16 protein-coding genes are annotated in these 16562 nt (G+C 55.5%); 11 read left to right on the top strand and 5 right to left on the bottom strand.

Features of this window, described 5'->3' with window-relative positions; genetic code table 11:
• Positions 1-6: 6 nt before the first annotated feature.
• Positions 7-708, bottom strand: a complete 702-nt coding sequence (locus ABOC21_RS21960; RefSeq protein WP_426813275.1) for a siderophore-interacting protein — start codon at positions 706-708, stop codon at positions 7-9.
• A gap of 66 nt (positions 709-774) precedes the next feature.
• Here ABOC21_RS21960 and ABOC21_RS21955 point away from each other — a divergent pair, with 66 nt between their 5' ends.
• Positions 775-912, top strand: coding sequence for a hypothetical protein (locus ABOC21_RS21955; protein ID WP_426813274.1), 138 nt, complete (start codon positions 775-777; stop codon positions 910-912).
• Between the two features lie 28 nt (positions 913-940).
• On the opposite strand, the gene ABOC21_RS21950 is transcribed toward ABOC21_RS21955, so the two are convergent.
• The gene (locus ABOC21_RS21950; RefSeq protein ID WP_426813273.1) at positions 941-1432 is read right to left on the bottom strand and encodes a GntR family transcriptional regulator; all 492 of its coding nucleotides are present in this window, start codon (positions 1430-1432) and stop codon (positions 941-943) included.
• Positions 1433-1621: 189 nt separating this feature from the next.
• Here ABOC21_RS21950 and ABOC21_RS21945 point away from each other — a divergent pair, with 189 nt between their 5' ends.
• The 10 genes from ABOC21_RS21945 (at position 1622) to ABOC21_RS21900 (ending at position 12044) form a co-directional block, all read left to right on the top strand.
• Positions 1622-2437, top strand: a complete 816-nt coding sequence (locus ABOC21_RS21945; protein WP_426813272.1) for an alpha/beta fold hydrolase — start codon at positions 1622-1624, stop codon at positions 2435-2437.
• 148 nt (positions 2438-2585) lie between these two features.
• A complete protein-coding gene (locus ABOC21_RS21940; protein ID WP_426813271.1) occupies positions 2586-3674 on the top strand; it encodes a substrate-binding domain-containing protein in 1089 nt (362 codons plus the stop codon).
• Positions 3675-3695: 21 nt separating this feature from the next.
• Positions 3696-5288 carry a sugar ABC transporter ATP-binding protein gene (locus ABOC21_RS21935; RefSeq protein WP_426813270.1) on the top strand — a complete coding sequence of 531 codons (1593 nt, stop codon included), beginning with the start codon at positions 3696-3698 and terminating at the stop codon, positions 5286-5288.
• A complete protein-coding gene (locus tag ABOC21_RS21930) occupies positions 5288-6271 on the top strand; it encodes an ABC transporter permease (RefSeq protein ID WP_426813269.1) in 984 nt (327 codons plus the stop codon). The genes ABOC21_RS21935 and ABOC21_RS21930 overlap by 1 nt, the downstream gene beginning before the upstream one ends.
• A gap of 75 nt (positions 6272-6346) precedes the next feature.
• On the top strand, positions 6347-6763 hold the full coding sequence (locus ABOC21_RS21925; RefSeq protein ID WP_426813268.1) for a RidA family protein: 417 nt from the start codon (positions 6347-6349) through the stop codon (positions 6761-6763).
• Between the two features lie 26 nt (positions 6764-6789).
• Entirely contained in the window at positions 6790-7674 is an 885-nt protein-coding gene (locus ABOC21_RS21920; protein ID WP_426813267.1) for a fumarylacetoacetate hydrolase family protein, read from the top strand.
• Between the two features lie 20 nt (positions 7675-7694).
• Positions 7695-8693 carry an extradiol dioxygenase gene (locus ABOC21_RS21915; RefSeq protein ID WP_426813266.1) on the top strand — a complete coding sequence of 333 codons (999 nt, stop codon included), beginning with the start codon at positions 7695-7697 and terminating at the stop codon, positions 8691-8693.
• Positions 8694-8704: 11 nt separating this feature from the next.
• The gene (locus ABOC21_RS21910) at positions 8705-9871 is read left to right on the top strand and encodes an FAD-dependent oxidoreductase (RefSeq protein WP_426813265.1); all 1167 of its coding nucleotides are present in this window, start codon (positions 8705-8707) and stop codon (positions 9869-9871) included.
• A gap of 188 nt (positions 9872-10059) precedes the next feature.
• Positions 10060-11403, top strand: coding sequence for a uracil-xanthine permease family protein (locus tag ABOC21_RS21905; protein ID WP_426813264.1), 1344 nt, complete (start codon positions 10060-10062; stop codon positions 11401-11403).
• A complete protein-coding gene (locus ABOC21_RS21900; RefSeq protein ID WP_426813263.1) occupies positions 11400-12044 on the top strand; it encodes a cysteine hydrolase family protein in 645 nt (214 codons plus the stop codon). Before ABOC21_RS21905 ends, ABOC21_RS21900 begins: the two co-directional genes overlap by 4 nt.
• 161 nt (positions 12045-12205) lie before the next feature.
• On the opposite strand, the gene ABOC21_RS21895 is transcribed toward ABOC21_RS21900, so the two are convergent.
• Genes ABOC21_RS21895 through ABOC21_RS21885 form a run of 3 tightly spaced genes read right to left on the bottom strand, consistent with a single transcriptional unit; the run spans position 12206 to position 16557 of the window.
• A complete protein-coding gene (locus tag ABOC21_RS21895; RefSeq protein WP_426813262.1) occupies positions 12206-13939 on the bottom strand; it encodes an ABC transporter ATP-binding protein in 1734 nt (577 codons plus the stop codon).
• Between the two features lie 7 nt (positions 13940-13946).
• Positions 13947-14894: an acetamidase/formamidase family protein gene (locus tag ABOC21_RS21890; RefSeq protein WP_426813261.1), complete on the bottom strand. Its 948-nt coding sequence runs from the start codon at positions 14892-14894 to the stop codon at positions 13947-13949.
• A 58-nt stretch (positions 14895-14952) separates the two neighbouring features.
• The gene (locus ABOC21_RS21885) at positions 14953-16557 is read right to left on the bottom strand and encodes an ABC transporter substrate-binding protein (protein ID WP_426813260.1); all 1605 of its coding nucleotides are present in this window, start codon (positions 16555-16557) and stop codon (positions 14953-14955) included.
• Positions 16558-16562 lie beyond the last annotated feature (5 nt).

Genomic DNA, 16562 nt, shown 5'->3' with positions numbered 1-16562 from the left:
GGGCGTTCAGGAGTCCCGATGATCGGCCTCTCCCTGTTTCCAGTAGGCGGTGATGTCCGTGTCTTTCCGGCTACGTCCTGATTTGAACAGCGTCTGGCGAATCCGGGTGATGTCGCTGTGTTCGCCGGCGCCCCAGACTTTTTCCGGACCAAGATGCTCGATGACGTTAATCACGTGCTGGCAGATGTCAACGGTTCGGGAAGATAATCGGGTCACTTTAAGGGGGCAGCTTACCGGCGGCAGGGGATAATCGAAGTGGTCGCCAGGCGTCAGAATGACGTGCGCGGAGACATGCTCTTCCAGCGTTGGCAGAATCGCACATATTGCCGGAATAGCCGTCTCGTCGCCGAACAGCAACAAAGATGTTATCCCGCGGGCGGCCAGCCCTTCTCGCGGGCCGGCAAGGCGAATAATGTCGCCGGGACGGGCGCTTTTTATCCAGCGCATGGCGGCGCCGTCGCTATGTCGAACAATGTCAAGGCTGAGCGTCTGCGCTTGCTTATTCAGATGGCTGATTGTGTAAGCCCGGCCCGGGCCCTCCGCCTCGCCTGGCGGGGTAAAAAAGACTTTAACCCAGGCGCCGGGTAGAGCATCGGCAAAATGAGCAACCGTCTCGCCAGAGAGTACTACCCGCGTCATGCGCGGGTGGATATCGGTGATCTGGTGAACGACGGCCGGGCGCAATAGGCGGCTTGCCTGCTTATCCATGCCTGCGGCTCCTGTCAGTCAGGGAATAAAGGTTGTCTTTTGCCCGGAGGAAACCGCATCCAGCGCATGCAACATGACATCCCGGGTTTGATTAAGATGTTCTGTCAGTATGGCAATCGCGCGATCGGCATCATTCTCGAGGATCGCCGCCAGGAGCTCATTGTGGTCGGTGTTACGCTCTCCCTCTTCGGCGGTGACGGGTAGCAGAACACGCTGATAAATGGAAAAAGCCTCAGCCAGACTGTTTTATCATCAGAAACAACCACTCACTCCCGCAGTTTTCCATCATGATAAAATTAAAATCCTCATGACGGGAATGCCACCCTGGATTTAGCTTCCCCGGCTCTTCTGCCAGAGTTTGTGGCGTATGCACCAGACGATGGTTCGCCGCCACCAGTCGGGCCTGCCACTCGACATCTCGGGTGGCGATTGATTTTCGCAGGGCAATACTTTCAAAGATAATTCGCTGCTCTGTGAGATCCCGAAGATCGTCGGCATCCAATCCGCGAACGCTAAAGCCCTGCTGGGGAGCTACGTCTACCAGCAGCTCGCCGGCGAGACGATTCAATGCTTCCCTGATAACGTTGAGGCTGACATCAAAGCGATGCGCCAATTCAGAAATCTTCAGTTTGTTTCCTGGCATCAGCTGCCCGGTCAAGATCAACTCCCTGATACGCGCATAGATCGTCTGATTCAGCGATCTTCCCTCCTTGAGCGTTTTCATTGCAACCTCTGCTTTATTTTCAATAAGTTAATTTTAAAAAGTCCATAATGATGTTAATCATAGCACAAAATATGTTAAGAAGATATTAATACTAAAAACTTATAATTAACAAAAAATCCATTTTTGTCTTTGAAAAAGGTTTTTTGCGGGTATTATCAGCATGACACCCAATCTGATGCAGGAGCCGATATGTCCCATCCACTGAAGAGATCATCTTTTGAGTTTGAAGGTATGGAGGTGGGTTATTACACCGGCGGGGAGGGAGAGCCGCTCATGATGATTCACGGCTCCGGTCCAGGCGCATCCAGTCTCGGAAACTGGAGTCGCGTGTTGGATGAGCTGAGTCAGCATTACCGCATTTATGCGATGGATCTCATTGGGTTTGGCATCAGCGACCGCAAGCCTGCGCCACCCTATTTTGATTTCGCCATGTGGGTTCGCCAGGCTAAAGCGATGCTCGATTTGATCGATGCGCCTCAAATCGGCGTCATTGGTCATTCTCTTTCGGCGGCCATTGCTCTGCAATTGGCATCATCCGATAAACGAATTTCCGCCGTACTTACCACCGGTGCGATCGGCGCTCCTTTTAGCGTATCCGCTGCGACCAGACGCATATGGCGCTGCCCGGTCAACCGCGTCGAATTAGTGGCCGCGCTAAGCACATTAATTCATGACAGCTCTATTATTGATGATGATTATATTGCCGCGCGCGAACCGGTTGTTTTTGCCCAGGGCTATGCCGATTATTTTAATAATATGTTTTCCGGCAATCCTCAGCAATATGTTGAACAAACCACCTTAAGTGAACAAACATTATCAGCGATCGGCTGTCCGGTGATAATGCTGCATGGTCGGGAAGATATCCCTTTTCCGCCAGAAACCTCTGTGATATTGGCGAAAAAAATAAAGTGCGCTGATCTTTATATTCTTCATGGATGTGCGCATTCGGTGGCATTTGAACGAAGTCGTTCCTTTTTGACTGCGGTAAATCAATTGTTTAGTTAACTTTTTCACTTATTAGCGCTGGCGATTATGGGTTACATCGTTACGGGTTAATTCGACGCCTGAAAATATGTCTTATTTTATTTCGGAAACGCCGTTAAATCTGGGGGGATGCATCTGTCCCTGTTTTTTGTGAAACGAGGAAACAATAATGAACTGGTTGTCTCAATATAAAAAAACACCTGCATCTTTACGTTTAACCTGTTTTATGACATCGATGGCATTTTCGCTATTCATGGCCTCGCCAGCGCAGGCAGAGGAAGATCGATTGGTGGGGCTTATTCCCGCGATGACCGCAGCAAAACCATTTAAACTGGCGGTGACGGTAGTCCATCTGAATGATGACTTTTATAAAGGTATTATTTACGGGATTACCGATGAGGCTAAACGCACCGGGGTTAATGTCGTGCAGGTTTCTGTTGCCGGCGCATATGGCAACGTCCGCGAGCAGTTTGCTCAACTTGAAGCTTTCAAAAGTATCGGCGCCGATGTCGCCGTATTAGCCCCCGCTGCCTATAACGGTTTCGATCCAATTATCAAATCCCTTAAAGAAACGGGTATGAAAGTCGCCTCGGTCGGCATCCCGGTTGACAGCAAGAACATCGATTTTGGTGTGCTTCAGGATGACACCTATATCGGAAAGCTGATGGCTGATGCTGTCTGTAAGGCGGCCGCAGAACCGAAAAAAGTGGCGATGATCCCAGGGCCTGCGGGCGCAGAGTGGGTACGTCTGCGCTATGAGGGCTTTAAAGCCGAAGCGCAGAAATGCGCTACACCTGTTTCAGTCATTGATTCCGCATTCGGCGGCGGTATTGATTTGCAGGAAGGGCTGGCCAAAGCATCTGACCTGATGCTGCGTAACCCGGATATTAATTTCATTTATACCCCACAGATTACCCTGGGGATGGGGGCCGTGCAGGCGATACGCCAGCAGCATCGCGATGCTTCCGTAGTCAGCTCCGCGATGGTGAAACGGGCGGTGCCGATGATCGAGGACGGTAAAATGCTGGCGGTGGTTTCCGAGCCGGGCATCATTATGGGGCGTCTGATCGTCCAGTACGCCATTCGCGCGATGGAAAATAAACCTCTGCCCAATCTGGCTCCGGCCGGCGCCGACGGCTTGAGCTACGCCCACTATAACGTGCCGAATAAAGTGCTTGATAAAAGCAATATATCGACACATCCCTTTGAAACTTATGAGATTGCGCCGGCGGACTGGAAAGTCCCCGCGATGCAGTAGCACCGTCTGAGGAATGTGGGGATGCACAATGTAGAGACCGCTATTCAGCCGGCTTCTCCTCTGCTGCGTATCAGTGGGGTGTCCAAGCGATTTGGCGCAACCCAGGCGTTGAACAATGTTTCCGTTCAGTTTTCCGCCGGAGAAATCCACTGCGTGCTAGGGGAAAACGGCGCTGGAAAGTCAACCATCGGGAAAATTGTCAGCGGACTCTATCCGGCTGATGAGGGCAGTATCTGGTACGACGAACAGCGGGTGGCTTTCAGCAGCTCCCGTGAAGCACGGCACGCCGGCATTGTTATGGTTTATCAAGAGCTGTCTCTGGCACCGAGCCTGTCCGTACGCGCCAATCTGTGGTTGGGGGCGGAGAGAGGTAAAACCCTGCTCGCGCTCACCCGTCGTTCCCGGGAGGAGAGTCGGGTACTGGACGTCCTGAGTCAGCTGGGCCTGGATGACATTGATATGGAAAGTGCGGTTGGGGATTCTCCGGTGGCGATTCAGCAACTGATTGAAATCGGCAAATCCCTGATGTCGCAGCCGCGGGTGATTATTTTCGATGAACCCACCGCGATGCTCGGCGCCGTCGAAAAAGAGATGTTCTTCAGCGTATTGCGCCGGCTGCGTGAAGCTGGCATCGCGTCGGTGCTGGTGACGCACCATATCGATGATGTCCTCGCCGTCAGCGACCGCGTCACCATTATGCGCAACGGTCAGGTAGTGGACGCTTTTCCGGTGACTCCAGGGATAACGGCAGATTTCATCGTCTCGCGGTTGACTGGCAAAGCGCCGGGAAGTCACCGCGTGGAGAATAAAAGAGAGCAGGACTTTCCGCCATTACTCGACTTTGAAAAGCTACCGGTTAGCGGGGGTGGCCATCGGGTGTTCAGCGTAGGTAAGGGCGAAATCCTGGGCATCTATGGCGTCGTTGGCTGCGGTGGCGATCTGTTGCTGCAAAATCTGGTGGGATTTCTCCCCACGCCGCCAGATGTCTCGTCCCGCTTTCGGCTGGATGGCTATGAATGGCGGCCGAAAAACGTGGTGGATGCGCTGAAAAATGGCGTGGCGTGGCTACCCGCGGGTCGAGCCAGTAACGGCGTTTATCCCACGCTGTCGATTGCTGAAAATCTGATGATGACGCAGTTGAAGCGCTTCAGTCTGGCGGGGTTTATCCGCACCCGACAGGCTGATGCCTGCGCCGATAAGATGCTTAAGGATTGTGGCGTTAAGTTTGCGGACAAGCACGATTTACTGACCAGCCTGAGCGGCGGTAATCAGCAAAAGGTATTGCTGGCGCGGGCGATGGCGAGCGCAAAGAAAGTGCTGGTGCTGGAGGAACCGACCGCAGGCGTGGATATCGATGCCAAATATGAAATCCATCAACGTATTCGGACATTGGCGGCCAGCGGCGTTTCGGTAATCCTGCTCTCCAGTGATTTAGGCGAAACCATGTCCCTGTGCGACACGGTCTGGACTCTGTTTCACGGCAGCGTGGTGAACACGTATCGCATGCCGGATGAGCACGATAAAGCATCAATTATTGCCGATGTGGTGGGGCAAGAAACATCCGATGACGACCCCAGTCAATCAAGTGTTAGCCTGAAGCAGGAGTGGATGTGATGAATACAAGCAGAGATGTCAGCCTGGTAGCCTCGCAGAAGCCAGCGATCAGACGCCAGTTCTCGCTGTCTGACTGGATGCTGCCGTTGTTGGTGGTTGTCGTTGCAATTGTGACGGGGATTATTCAGCCCCGGTTTTTATCGGTGAGTAACGGCATTAACCTGGCCTGCCAGCTCGCGCCGCTATTAATCCTTTCTCTGGGGCAGGCGGTGGCGGTCATTCGGGGAGGGCTCGATCTTTCCCTCTCTTCTGCTATGTCGCTGGCGGGGGTGGCTGGGGTGATGGTGATGAACCATGCTGGTATTCCCGCCGGGCTGCTGGTGATGCTGCTGGTGGGCGCTCTCACCGGCGCGGTGTCCGGCATGCTGATCTCCTTTTTTAATACTTCGCCGCTGGTTATCACGCTGGGTATGCTCTCGGTTGCTCAGGCGTTTGCGCTGATCCTTTCCGGCGGAGTGCCTATCTACGATGTTCCCGCTGCTTATATTGACGCGGTCGGCTACGGCACGCTGCTGGGAGTGCCGGTGATGGTGTGGATCGCCGTCGCGCTCACCGTGGCTATTGGCGTGCTGCTGAAATATACCCTGTTTGGCCGTTACGTTTACGCCATGGGCTCTAACGTCTCTGCCGCGTCGAAATCTGGTATTAATGTTCGCCTGAATACGGTGCTGGTTTATATGGTCAGCGGATTTTGCGCCGGTATCGGCGCCATTATCCTCACCGCCTGGACCAGTTCCGCACAGCCGATTGCGGCGGCGAATTTGACCCTGCAATCGCTGGCGGCCGTGGTACTAGGCGGTGTCGCTCTGACCGGCGGAGCCGGAAATCTACGCCAGGTAATTACCGGCGTGGTGGTTCTGACCCTGTTATCCAACGTAATGAACATGGTCGGCGTGTCGGCATATTACCAGACGCTTGCCGTTGGCGTGGTTATTATTCTGGCGGTGGTTCTTGACCGCTTTCGTCGTCGGGAATCGTATTAATTTTTATCGCCAATATCTATTCGCAATACATATGGCATGCTTGCCATTATTTATCCTGCTATAAGGAGTGTTGTTGTGTCTGCAAACGTTAAGTATATCAATCCTGAAAATACCAGCCCGGCCCAGGGGCTTTACTCTAATTTGACAAAAGTTCGTGCCGGCGATCTCTATTATATCTCCGGGCAGATCTCGGTCGGCTATGACGGCAGCGTGGTTGGTAAAGGTGACTTTGATGCGCAATTCGACCAGGTATTTAAAAATCTCGCTGACGTGCTCACTGCCGTTAATTGCGATTTTAATGATGTCGTTAAATTCAATACCTATCTGGTGGCGTCACAGCACATAGATAGTTTCATGAAAAATCGGGCAAAACTTTTCCCCAGCTTATTTGCTACCTCTGATTATGCTCCTAATACCCTGCTGGTGGTTGACCGCCTGGTGAAAGAGGAGTTCCTGATTGAAGTGGAAGCCGTTGCCCGTTCACGCGATTAATGTCAGTTCTGCAGGAAAGGTTAATTATGAAGCTGGTCACTTATGTCTACTCAAACAACACGAGAATTGGTGTCATTAATCATGCTGGTAACATTATTGACGTCAGCGATATTGTAAAAACGAATGATATGAATGTGCTTATCGAGCGTTTTGCCGAGGTCGAGAGCCGTTTAAGATTATGCTGTGAAGATGCTGGTGAAAATGAGGTGGCAATTGACGCTGTACGCCTGTTGGCGCCGATCCCGATGACGCGGCGCAATATTTTCTGCGTCGGCAAAAACTATTATGCGCATGCGGAGGAGTTCGCTAACAGCGGCTATGACTCCAGCGCGGCGGCGGGTAACGTACCGGCTCATCCTATCATTTTTAGTAAGCCCTGCACCTCCATCTGCGGCCCCGGCGACGCCATCGACAGCACGCTGGATCCGTACCACACCATTGACTATGAAGCCGAGCTGGCGGTGGTGTTGGGGAAAAGGGGACGGGTTACCCAGGATGAGGATCCTATGACTTTCGTCTTCGGTTATACCCTGGTGAACGACGTCACCTCTCGCCATTTGCAGAAACAACACAGTCAGTGGTTGTTGGGTAAAGGCATTGATGGTTTCTGCCCGATGGGACCGGTTCTGGTCACCGCCGATGAGTTTGGCGCCCCCTCGAATCAAACCATCTCCTGTCATGTGAATGGCGAACTGCGCCAGCAGGCACCTGTTTCAGATCTGATTTTTGATATCCCACGATTAATTAAAACCATTGGTCAGAATATTACCCTGCTACCGGGAGATGTTATTGCCACCGGTACTCCAGCAGGCGTGGGGCTCGGATTTACTCCGCCTCGTTACCTCGCTCCTGGTGATAGCGTAACGGTTTCTATGGATGAGATTGGGCAATTAACCAATACCATAATTTGATACAAAAGAATGAGGTTCTTATGGCTAAGATAGTCAGTGCAATCAGTATGTCTCACGTTCCGGGGGCATTAGGCTGGGCCGATGCGCCTTCCCCCGAACAGCGTCAACGGTTGGCGGAAATTCATGCCAGGTTAAAACAGTGTATCGATGAAACTAAGCCCAATTTGATCATCGCCTTTTTGGACGATCACTTTGAGAATAATTTCCGTAATTTAATGCCGACACTCGGTATCCCTATTAGCGATGCGAATATTGGCCCCGCGGAATATATGATGGAGGCGCTGAAATTTGATAAGCAGCACAGCATCGCCAGCAATGCGGATATTGCGCAACGGTTGCTGGAGAAGCTTATTCATGGCGGTTTTGAAGCGACACGGATGGGCGCGATAGAATATGGTAACAACCTGATGATGCCGCTGGTATTTATTAATCCGGAATTTAATATCCCGGTCGTACCTGTATATATCAACGTCTTCTCTCCACCGCTGATGCCCTATTCACGTGCCTACGATCTCGGTACAAAAGTGCGTGAAATCATCGACACCTTACCGGATGAGTATCGCGTGCACTTTCTCGCCACCGGGGGACTGTCGCACTGGCCTCCGGTCTGGACGGAAGGGGCCCCGGAAAGCGATGAGCTGCTGCAGCGCATGAAGGTCTACCAGACCATTGGCAAAGAGGCGCTGATTAATGATCCGACGCTTTATACCGATTTCGCGCAGTATGAAATTGAAATGATGAGCAAAATGGAGTGGCCGCTAGGTAATAGCCACCCGCTGGTCAACGAAGAGTGGGACCGTGAAATGCTGGAGCGTTTCGAAGCTGGCGATGTCGACTATATGCGCGCGCTGACCTACGACGAAGTGGAAGAGCGTGGCGGTCACGGGGGCCATGAAGCGCTCAACTGGGTGGCGTTAATGGGCGCAATGAACGGAGCCCGCCCCGATTATGTCGCTTATGAATCAGTGCCTGAGTGGATCACCGGGATGAGTTATCTGACCTATCCTGGCCAGGAATAAGGAGAAGCGAAATGGCGAGAATTGCAGTCGTAGGTGCGGGCATGGGTGGTCTGGCTTTCGCTTCGGTAATGCGAAACAGTCAACACGAGGTGACCGTGTACGAACAGGCCAGTGAACTGGCTGAGCTGGGGGCGGGAATCTCTTTATGGGCTAATGGCACGCGCCTGTTTGAAGAGATGGGCATTGCTGCGCAGATGGCGGAAAAATCCTGTGAAACGGAGATGGCGTTTTTCAGAAATGAAGACGGTAGCGTAGCCGGCGCTCAAGCGTTGGCGAGGGAAAACTGGTACCGGAATGAGTATGGCTACCCCTATTACGGGGCGTTCCGCACTCATCTTCAGTCAGCATTACTCGATGTGATCGGTAAACAGACTATTCGTCTGAATAAGCAGCTGGTGCGCCTGGAAGACGCGGAGGATGAAATCACCCTACATTGGGCGGATGGGTCGATGGACAGTGCCGATTTAGTGGTGGGGGCCGACGGTATAAAGTCGGTCGTGCGGCAGTATGTTAGCCCCGATGCGTCGCCGCTGTTCACCGGCAATAGCGCGTTTCGGGGCCTGGCGAAAACTGTCGATCTGGATCTGTTGCCGGAACCACACTCCTTTACCGACTGGATGGGCAACGGTATGCACGTGCTGAATTTTCCCGTGGGTAAAGATTTCGCTTATCAGACCATCGTGGTGTTTATGGATGGGCCGGAAAAGTGGCAGGAAGAGTCATGGCGTGTTCCGGCGGATGCGGAGGAAGTCCGCGCCCATTTTTCCGGCTGGCACCCTGCCGTCGGCCAACTGCTGGAACACGTTAATCTGGCAGAACGCTGGGGAATGTTCCAGGTCAGCCCGATGTCTTCCTGGTACCGAGGGCGCGCGGTGCTGATTGGTGATGCCGCTCACGGCATGATGCCGCATCACGGACAGGGGGCGATCTCCTCTTTTGAGGATGCGGTGGCGCTGGCGCATATTCTCAATGATGATGCCGCGACGTCCCTTGCTGACGGGCTCAAACGCTATGAACAGGAACGCAAGGGGCGCGGTGAAAAAATCCAAAAATCCTCGCGGCGGCTGAATGATTGCCTTCACCTTCCGGATGGCCAGCAACGCGCCGAGCGTAATGCGGTACTCAACAGCCTGCAACAGCACTTCTCCTGGCTGCATAGCTATCAAATCGGCGTTTAACGACGGGGACTGAGCAGGGACTGCCTGCTCAGAATCGTTTTTTTGGCGCGCCGTTCTCCATAGTCCCGGCGGGCTGAATGCAAAACAAGGCATTGCATATCATGTCGCTGACCGTCAGATAAGCGGCACGGTTATTGCCTGTGATTATGTACCGTACTCAATACACTCCCTCTTTTACAGGTATCAACATGCCCAACACATCGGTAGTACTATCGGTAGGAATCGAAGACAAGGTGTCGCCCACCCGTACGTTGATGTTTGCGCTCCAGCATCTTCTGGCGTTGACCGGGATCTGGGTCTTTCCGGTGATCATTGGCGCCTCTCTCAATCTTACCAGCCAGCAGACCGGCACCATCGTGCAGGCCTGTTTTTTCACTACCGGCATTGTCACCATTTTGCAATCGAGCCGATTCCTGCGCCTTCCGGTTGTTCAGGGGCCGACGGCAGCTTTTATGGTCGCAGTCCTGGGGTCGGCGCATAGCGTTGGGCTGGGTACCACCTTCGGGTCGATGTTTGTGGCGGCATTAATTTTCGCGGCGCTCTCCATCCCGTTAAAACGGCTGGGGATTACTGGCCTGATGATTCGCTATATCTCACCGCCTGTCGTTTTTGGCTGCCTCCTGGTTATTATCGGCGCGCAGCTTGCCAGCATTGGTCCGGCTGGCTGGTTTAGCACCGCCAGCGGCGGGACGTTGGGTAGTAGTTTTATCGCCGCGCTGGTGACGGTCCTCACCATTATTGGCTGCATGGTGTTTGGCCGCTATGACCTGATAAAACGCGGCGCACTGCTGTGGGGGATCGGCGTCGGCGCGATCGCATTTAAGCTCATGACGGCGTGGCATCTGCCTGAGCTCGCCAGCACGCCATTTATCTCATTACCCCGCTTCTTCGCCTTTGGATTCGGCGTGTCGCTACCGGTGGTTTTGCTGATGATGCTGGCCTTTTTGCAAGCATCCGCGGAAGCGATGGGCATGTATTCTCTGCTGGCCGATTGGGGCGGACAAACGCTGACGACGCAGCGTATTAATCGTGGATTATTTACTGAGTTTATCGGCTGTGCCGTTGGCGCGGCGGCAGGCGGGCTGGGTACGACGTCGTACCCGGAGAATGTTGGCATTATTCGGGTTTCTGGCGTAGCCAGCCGCTTTGTCACTCTGACCGCCGGGGTTTTGTCGTTACTTATTGGCCTGCTACCGCCAGTAGGGCTACTGCTGGCATCGTTGCCTGAACCTGTCCTTTCCGCCGCGTCATCCATTTTGTTTGGCATTATCGCCCTGAGCGGGGTGCAGATAATGGCGCGTATTCACTGGGATGAACTCAACCTGGCGGTCGCCGCGCCCGCTTTCATCCTCTCAATGGGCAGTATGTATCTACCGCCGGCGGTACTGGATTTACTGCCCGCCTCGCTGAAGGGGATTGTGGCACAGCCGATGATTGTTGGCATCATCCTGCTGATTTCCCTCAATCTTATTATCAATGTATTCGTACGCGGTTTACGCAAGCCGGCGTTTGAGGAGGAGACACTTTTATGATGAAAAAAGTGACATGGGAGATTAATCCGGCCCGCACCGCGCTGATCGTCGTGGATATGCAAAAGGTATTTTGTGTGGCGGGCGAAGGGTTATATGTCCCGGATACGGCGAATATTATCGGAAACATTCAGGCGCTCAGTAGCCTGGTGAGGAAATGCAACATGCCGGTGATCTATCTGCGGCACGTGGTGCGGGGCGATGGCAGTGATACCGGGCGGATGAGCGATCTCTACCCTAACGTCAATGCGCTGCTGGGGCGCGAGAATCCCTCGGTTGACATCATCGATGCGCTCTCTCCCTGGCCCGGCGACATCGTGGTGGATAAGCTGTTTTACAGCGGTTTTCACAACACCGACCTGGATGCGATTTTACGCATGAAGGATATCGACACCCTGATTGTCTGTGGCACGGTGACCAACGTCTGTTGTGAAACCACCATTCGTGATGGCGTACATCGCGAATATAAGATGATTGCTTTAAGCGATGCCAATGCGGCGATGCCCTATCCTGATATGGGGTTTGGCGAGGTGAGCGCAACTGATGTCCAGCGTATCTCTCTGAGCGCTATGGCCTATGAATTTGCCGAGGTGACGGATACCCAGGACATTATGTTACGAATCCAGCAGGCTGCGATGAGGTGAGACGCGTTCCGGCTGCCTCGCAACCGTTGGTCACACCTGGCTTGACCGCCGAACGCGGCGACAGTTGGTGCAACGTTGCATCGCCGTGGAGGGGGAAGCTTTGCTACTGACATCAGGCCGTGCCGGGCGCTCAGCGCCCGCCGGCCTCACGTACGATCCGCTCAGCAAGCCGCGAGGTGCCCGTCGCCAAAATCGGTAAAGCGCTGCTGCGCACTCTGCCAGCCGAGGGGTTTTATGGGGTCAGGGCGCTCCGGCATCGCGCTGGCGATACGGGGTTCCCGTTTGTGCGCGACCTTCGGCATAGGAACGGCGCTAAGCAGATGTCGGGTATAAGGGTGCTGCGGATGGCGCAGCACCCGATCGCGCGGGCCGATCTCCACGATCTGGCCGCCAAACATCACCGCTACCCGATGACAGATGCGCTCCACCACAGCCATATCATGGGAAATAAACAGGTAGCTGAGCTGGTGGCGCAGGCGTAGATCCTCCAGTAACGCCAGCACCTGCGCCTGTACCGACACATCCAGCGCCGAAACCGATTCATCGGCGATTATTACTTTCGGGTTCAGCGCCAGGGCGCGGGCAATGCAGATGCGCTGGCGCTGGCCGCCGGAGAACTGGTGCGGATAGCGTTGCATCGCCTCAGCGGGCAGGCCGACCTGCTGCAACAGCTGTGCCACCCGTTCGCGACGCCGGAGGACGGGCAGCTGTTCGTGGATCAGCAGCGGCTCGCCTACCAGTTCGAAAATGGTTTTGCGCGGATTGAGCGCCGCCCAGGGGTCCTGAAACACCATCTGCAAATCACGCCGCACGGATCTTAATGCCTCGCCCTGCAGGCCGTGCAGCTCCTGCCCGTTAAGCCGCGCGCTGCCGCTAAACGGCACCATATTCATCAACGCCTTCGCCGTCGTGGATTTCCCGCAGCCGCTTTCGCCGACGATGCCCAGCGTTTCGCCGGGGAAAAGATCGAAGCTCACGCCTTCTACGGCATGGACTTCCCGACGTACGCGCAGGCCGTCGCCGCGCACCGGAAAGCGCACGCAGAGGTCGCGGACGCTGAGCAGTGGCTGGGTCTGTGCAACCGGCGCCAGCGCGGGCGCCTGGCCCAGCACCGGCACCGCCTGTAACAGCTGGCGGGTATAGGGCTGCTGCGGCGCGGTAAACAGCGTTTCTACCGGAGCCTGCTCGATAATGTTGCCGTGATTCATTACTAACACGTCATCGGCCATTTCCGCCACCACGCCCATATCGTGCGTGATCAGCAGCAGGCTGGTGGAAAATTCCTGCTGGAGTTCACGCATCAAATCGAGGATCTGAGCCTGGATTGTGACATCCAGCGCGGTGGTCGGTTCATCGGCGATCAGCACCTGCGGCTGGCACAGCATCGCCATCGCGATCATTACCCGCTGACGCATGCCGCCGGAAAGCTCGTGCGGATACTGCTGCAGACGCTTTTCGACGTGGCTGAGTTTGACCGCATCCAGCATCGTGCTGACCCGGATACGTCGTTCACGGCGGCCCAGCGCTTCGTGGCGTTGCAGCGTCTCTTCCAACTGTTGGCCCACCGTCATCAGCGGGTTGAGCGAGGTCATCGGCTCCTGAAAAATCATGGCCATCGACTTGCCGCGCAGCAGCTGCATTTGCCTCTCAGGCAGGCTGAGCAGATCCTGATTAGCGAAAATAATCGCGCCGCCCGGAATCTGCGCCTCTTCAGGAAGCAGCCCCATGATCGCCAGCGAGGTTAGCGACTTACCGCTGCCTGACTCGCCGGCGATGCACAGGGTTTTGCCTGGCCAGAGCGCGAAGCTGACGTCATCCACCACCCGCTGCGCGCCAAACTGGATCGACAGGCGCTCCACAGAGAGCAGCGGCGCCGTAAATATAGCTGCTGACATAGCGCTCCTAATTAAACACGCTGTTAGGAAAATAGAATGACACCACCCAGTTAGGCTGGTCGACGATTTCGCTAATGCGCAGATCGCCGCATACGGAGCAGAGCATATAGGCCTCCTCCGCCGACATCCCTTGTTCGCGGCACTGCGCATCGATGGTATAGCTCACCGCGTCCCGCGCGGCGGTCATCAGATCCGGGCCAATGCCGGTAAAAGCGTTGTAGCCGTGCCGATCAAGATGGTCGGTGACCGGGCCGGGCGTGGCGAAACGCGGGGTTTTCAGTGGCATATCTTTAACCACTTCCAGCGTCACTACTACGTCCATGGCGCTTTCAATCGCCGTGCCGCAGACTTCGCCGTCGCCCTGCGCGGCGTGGGTGTCGCCAATAGAAAACAGCGCGCCTTCCACTTCCACCGGTAGCCATAGCGTGCAGCCGGCGGCCAGATCGCGAATATCCAGATTACCGCCCACGCGGCGCGGCGGCACCACCGAATGGTGGCCTGTGGCGGCAGGCGCGACGCCGATGGTTCCGGCGAAGGGCTTCAGCGGCACGCGGCCATAGCGGCCAAAAGCGCAGGGGGTTAAGCTTTGGCTGTCATACTGCCAGAGCGTCAGCGCTGGATCGGGAAACTGATCGGCCAGCAGGCCGAAGCCGGGAATAATGGCGGTCCAGCCAAAGCCGCCGGGACGAAATGATTCCAGCGTCACCTTCAGCGCGTCGCCCGGCCGGGCGCCTTCCACATAGATCGGGCCGCTCACCGGGTTGAGCTTATCGAACGGCAGCGTAGAGATATCCGCTGCGGTGGAGACGGGATTGAACCAGCCGTTAGACGCATCCAGACAGTGAAACTCCAACTGGCTGCCGGAGGCTACGTGCGCCGCCGGGCGGAGGCTATTGTCCCAGCCGAAATGGTGCTGCGCATGGTGAATGGTTTTTACCAGACAGTTTTGGCACATCTTAACTCCCCTTTAAACAGCGGCGCCGTCCCGGTAATGGCGGCACGGCGCCAGCAAATTATTTCAGCCCGATATAGTCGTAGTTAACCGGCACATGTACCGGGTCCACATAGAGCGCGTCTTCGCCGCCCATGCGCGCGGAATGCACGGTGTAGCGCTTCTCGTTAAACACCGGTACCCAGGGCGCGTCGTCCATCGCGGAGGTGAAGATTTTGCGCCAGGCTGCAATGCGCGCGTCCTGCTGGTCGGGTTTCACCATGCTGTCCGCGGCCGCCGCCTGCGCATCCAGCGTTTTATTGCAGTAGCGCGCCCAGTTCCAGCCGCCCTCTGCCGCGCCGGCGCAGCCCAGAATCGGCCCGTAGAAGTTGGATGGATCCGGGAAGTCGGCAATCCACGCCATACCGCCGGACCACACCATCGGCGCCTGGCTGGCGGAGCCGCCTGCCGCAATCACGCTGGCCTGCGCCAGAGATTTGATGCTGACGCGAATGCCCACTTTCGCCAGATCCTGCTGGATGGACTGGGCGATACGCGGCTGCGGGTCGGTGTTCATCACATAAAGCTCGGTGGAGAAACCGTTGGGGAAGCCTGCTTCGCTGAGCAGTTGCTTCGCTTTCGCCGGATCGTAACTGAACCCCTGATAAGCCTTGTCATAGCCAGGCATGGCGGGCGGCAGTGGCTGGTTGGCCGGCGCCGCGCGTCCATTGATGATGCGCACGATGCGATCTTTGTTTACCGCCATGTTTACGGCCTGGCGGACTTTAAGGTTATCGAAGGGCGGCAGCGTGGTTTTCATCGTCACGTAGCCGGTCTGCAGCTGGTCGCCGGTGACCATCAGGCCCTTATAAGCCGGGTTGTTTTTAAATGCCAGGAACTGCGCGGGCGGCACGCCGTCGCCGGCAATATCCACTTCGCCTTTTTCCAGGCGCAGCAGCGCGACCGAGGGATCCTGCCCCATTTCAAACTTAATGCGATCCAGCCGCGGCACGTCGGGTTTAAAGTAGTTTGGGTTCTTGCGGAAGATCAGCTCCTGACCCAGTTTCCACTCCTGGAGTTCAAACGCGCCGCTGCCGACCGGGTGTTTGCCGAAGTCGGCGCCCCATTTTTCGACTTCCTCGCGGGGAACCACGGACGCGAAGTTCAGTGCCAGCACGTGCAGGAAGGTGGCGTTAGGCTCTTTCAGGGTAATCTTCACAGTACGATCGTTCACCACTTCGATACCGCTCAGGGTCGTGGTTTTACCGTTGGCCTCTTCGTCATAGCCCGCGATGGGGCTGAAGAACCCGGCGCCCGGACTCTGGGTTTTCGGGTTAACCGTGCGCTCCAGTGAATATTTCACGTCCGCCGCCGTCACTTCCCGGCCATTGTGGAATTTCACCCCCTTGCGCAGCACGAAGGTATAGACCTTGCCGTCGTCGGAAATGGCGTAGCTTTCCGCCAGATCGTTCACCAGTTCGGTGGTGCCGGGACGGTAATCCATCAGGCCGTCAAACAAGCTTTTGATCATCGACCAGTTTTGCCAGTCATAGCCAATGGCCGGGTCGAGCGTCGCCACGTCGTTCTGGTAGGTCACCACGATATCGCCGCCGGTCTTCTGGTCAGCCTGCGCGCCATAAGAGAAACAGGCCGCGGCGATCGCCATCGTCAGTAATGCTTTTTTCATTATTT

The sequence above is a fragment of the Klebsiella sp. WOUb02 genome (assembly GCF_050058015.1).
Classification (GTDB): domain Bacteria; phylum Pseudomonadota; class Gammaproteobacteria; order Enterobacterales; family Enterobacteriaceae; genus Klebsiella.
Note: the sequence above shows the minus strand (reverse complement) of the source record. Positions and strands in the feature narration are given on the sequence as shown.

What these genes read in the sequence shown, in the direction of transcription:
- ABOC21_RS21960 (WP_426813275.1), bottom strand. Translation starts at nt 708, where the DNA reads ATGGATAAGCAGGCAAGCCGCCTATTGCGCCCGGCCGTCGTTCACCAG.
- ABOC21_RS21955 (WP_426813274.1), top strand. Translation starts at nt 775, where the DNA reads ATGCAACATGACATCCCGGGTTTGATTAAGATGTTCTGTCAGTATGGC.
- ABOC21_RS21950 (WP_426813273.1), bottom strand. Translation starts at nt 1,432, where the DNA reads ATGAAAACGCTCAAGGAGGGAAGATCGCTGAATCAGACGATCTATGCG.
- ABOC21_RS21945 (WP_426813272.1), top strand. Translation starts at nt 1,622, where the DNA reads ATGTCCCATCCACTGAAGAGATCATCTTTTGAGTTTGAAGGTATGGAG.
- ABOC21_RS21940 (WP_426813271.1), top strand. Translation starts at nt 2,586, where the DNA reads ATGAACTGGTTGTCTCAATATAAAAAAACACCTGCATCTTTACGTTTA.
- ABOC21_RS21935 (WP_426813270.1), top strand. Translation starts at nt 3,696, where the DNA reads ATGCACAATGTAGAGACCGCTATTCAGCCGGCTTCTCCTCTGCTGCGT.
- ABOC21_RS21930 (WP_426813269.1), top strand. Translation starts at nt 5,288, where the DNA reads ATGAATACAAGCAGAGATGTCAGCCTGGTAGCCTCGCAGAAGCCAGCG.
- ABOC21_RS21920 (WP_426813267.1), top strand. Translation starts at nt 6,790, where the DNA reads ATGAAGCTGGTCACTTATGTCTACTCAAACAACACGAGAATTGGTGTC.
- ABOC21_RS21915 (WP_426813266.1), top strand. Translation starts at nt 7,695, where the DNA reads ATGGCTAAGATAGTCAGTGCAATCAGTATGTCTCACGTTCCGGGGGCA.
- ABOC21_RS21910 (WP_426813265.1), top strand. Translation starts at nt 8,705, where the DNA reads ATGGCGAGAATTGCAGTCGTAGGTGCGGGCATGGGTGGTCTGGCTTTC.
- ABOC21_RS21905 (WP_426813264.1), top strand. Translation starts at nt 10,060, where the DNA reads ATGCCCAACACATCGGTAGTACTATCGGTAGGAATCGAAGACAAGGTG.
- ABOC21_RS21900 (WP_426813263.1), top strand. Translation starts at nt 11,400, where the DNA reads ATGATGAAAAAAGTGACATGGGAGATTAATCCGGCCCGCACCGCGCTG.
- ABOC21_RS21895 (WP_426813262.1), bottom strand. Translation starts at nt 13,939, where the DNA reads ATGTCAGCAGCTATATTTACGGCGCCGCTGCTCTCTGTGGAGCGCCTG.
- ABOC21_RS21890 (WP_426813261.1), bottom strand. Translation starts at nt 14,894, where the DNA reads ATGTGCCAAAACTGTCTGGTAAAAACCATTCACCATGCGCAGCACCAT.
- ABOC21_RS21885 (WP_426813260.1), bottom strand. Translation starts at nt 16,557, where the DNA reads ATGAAAAAAGCATTACTGACGATGGCGATCGCCGCGGCCTGTTTCTCT.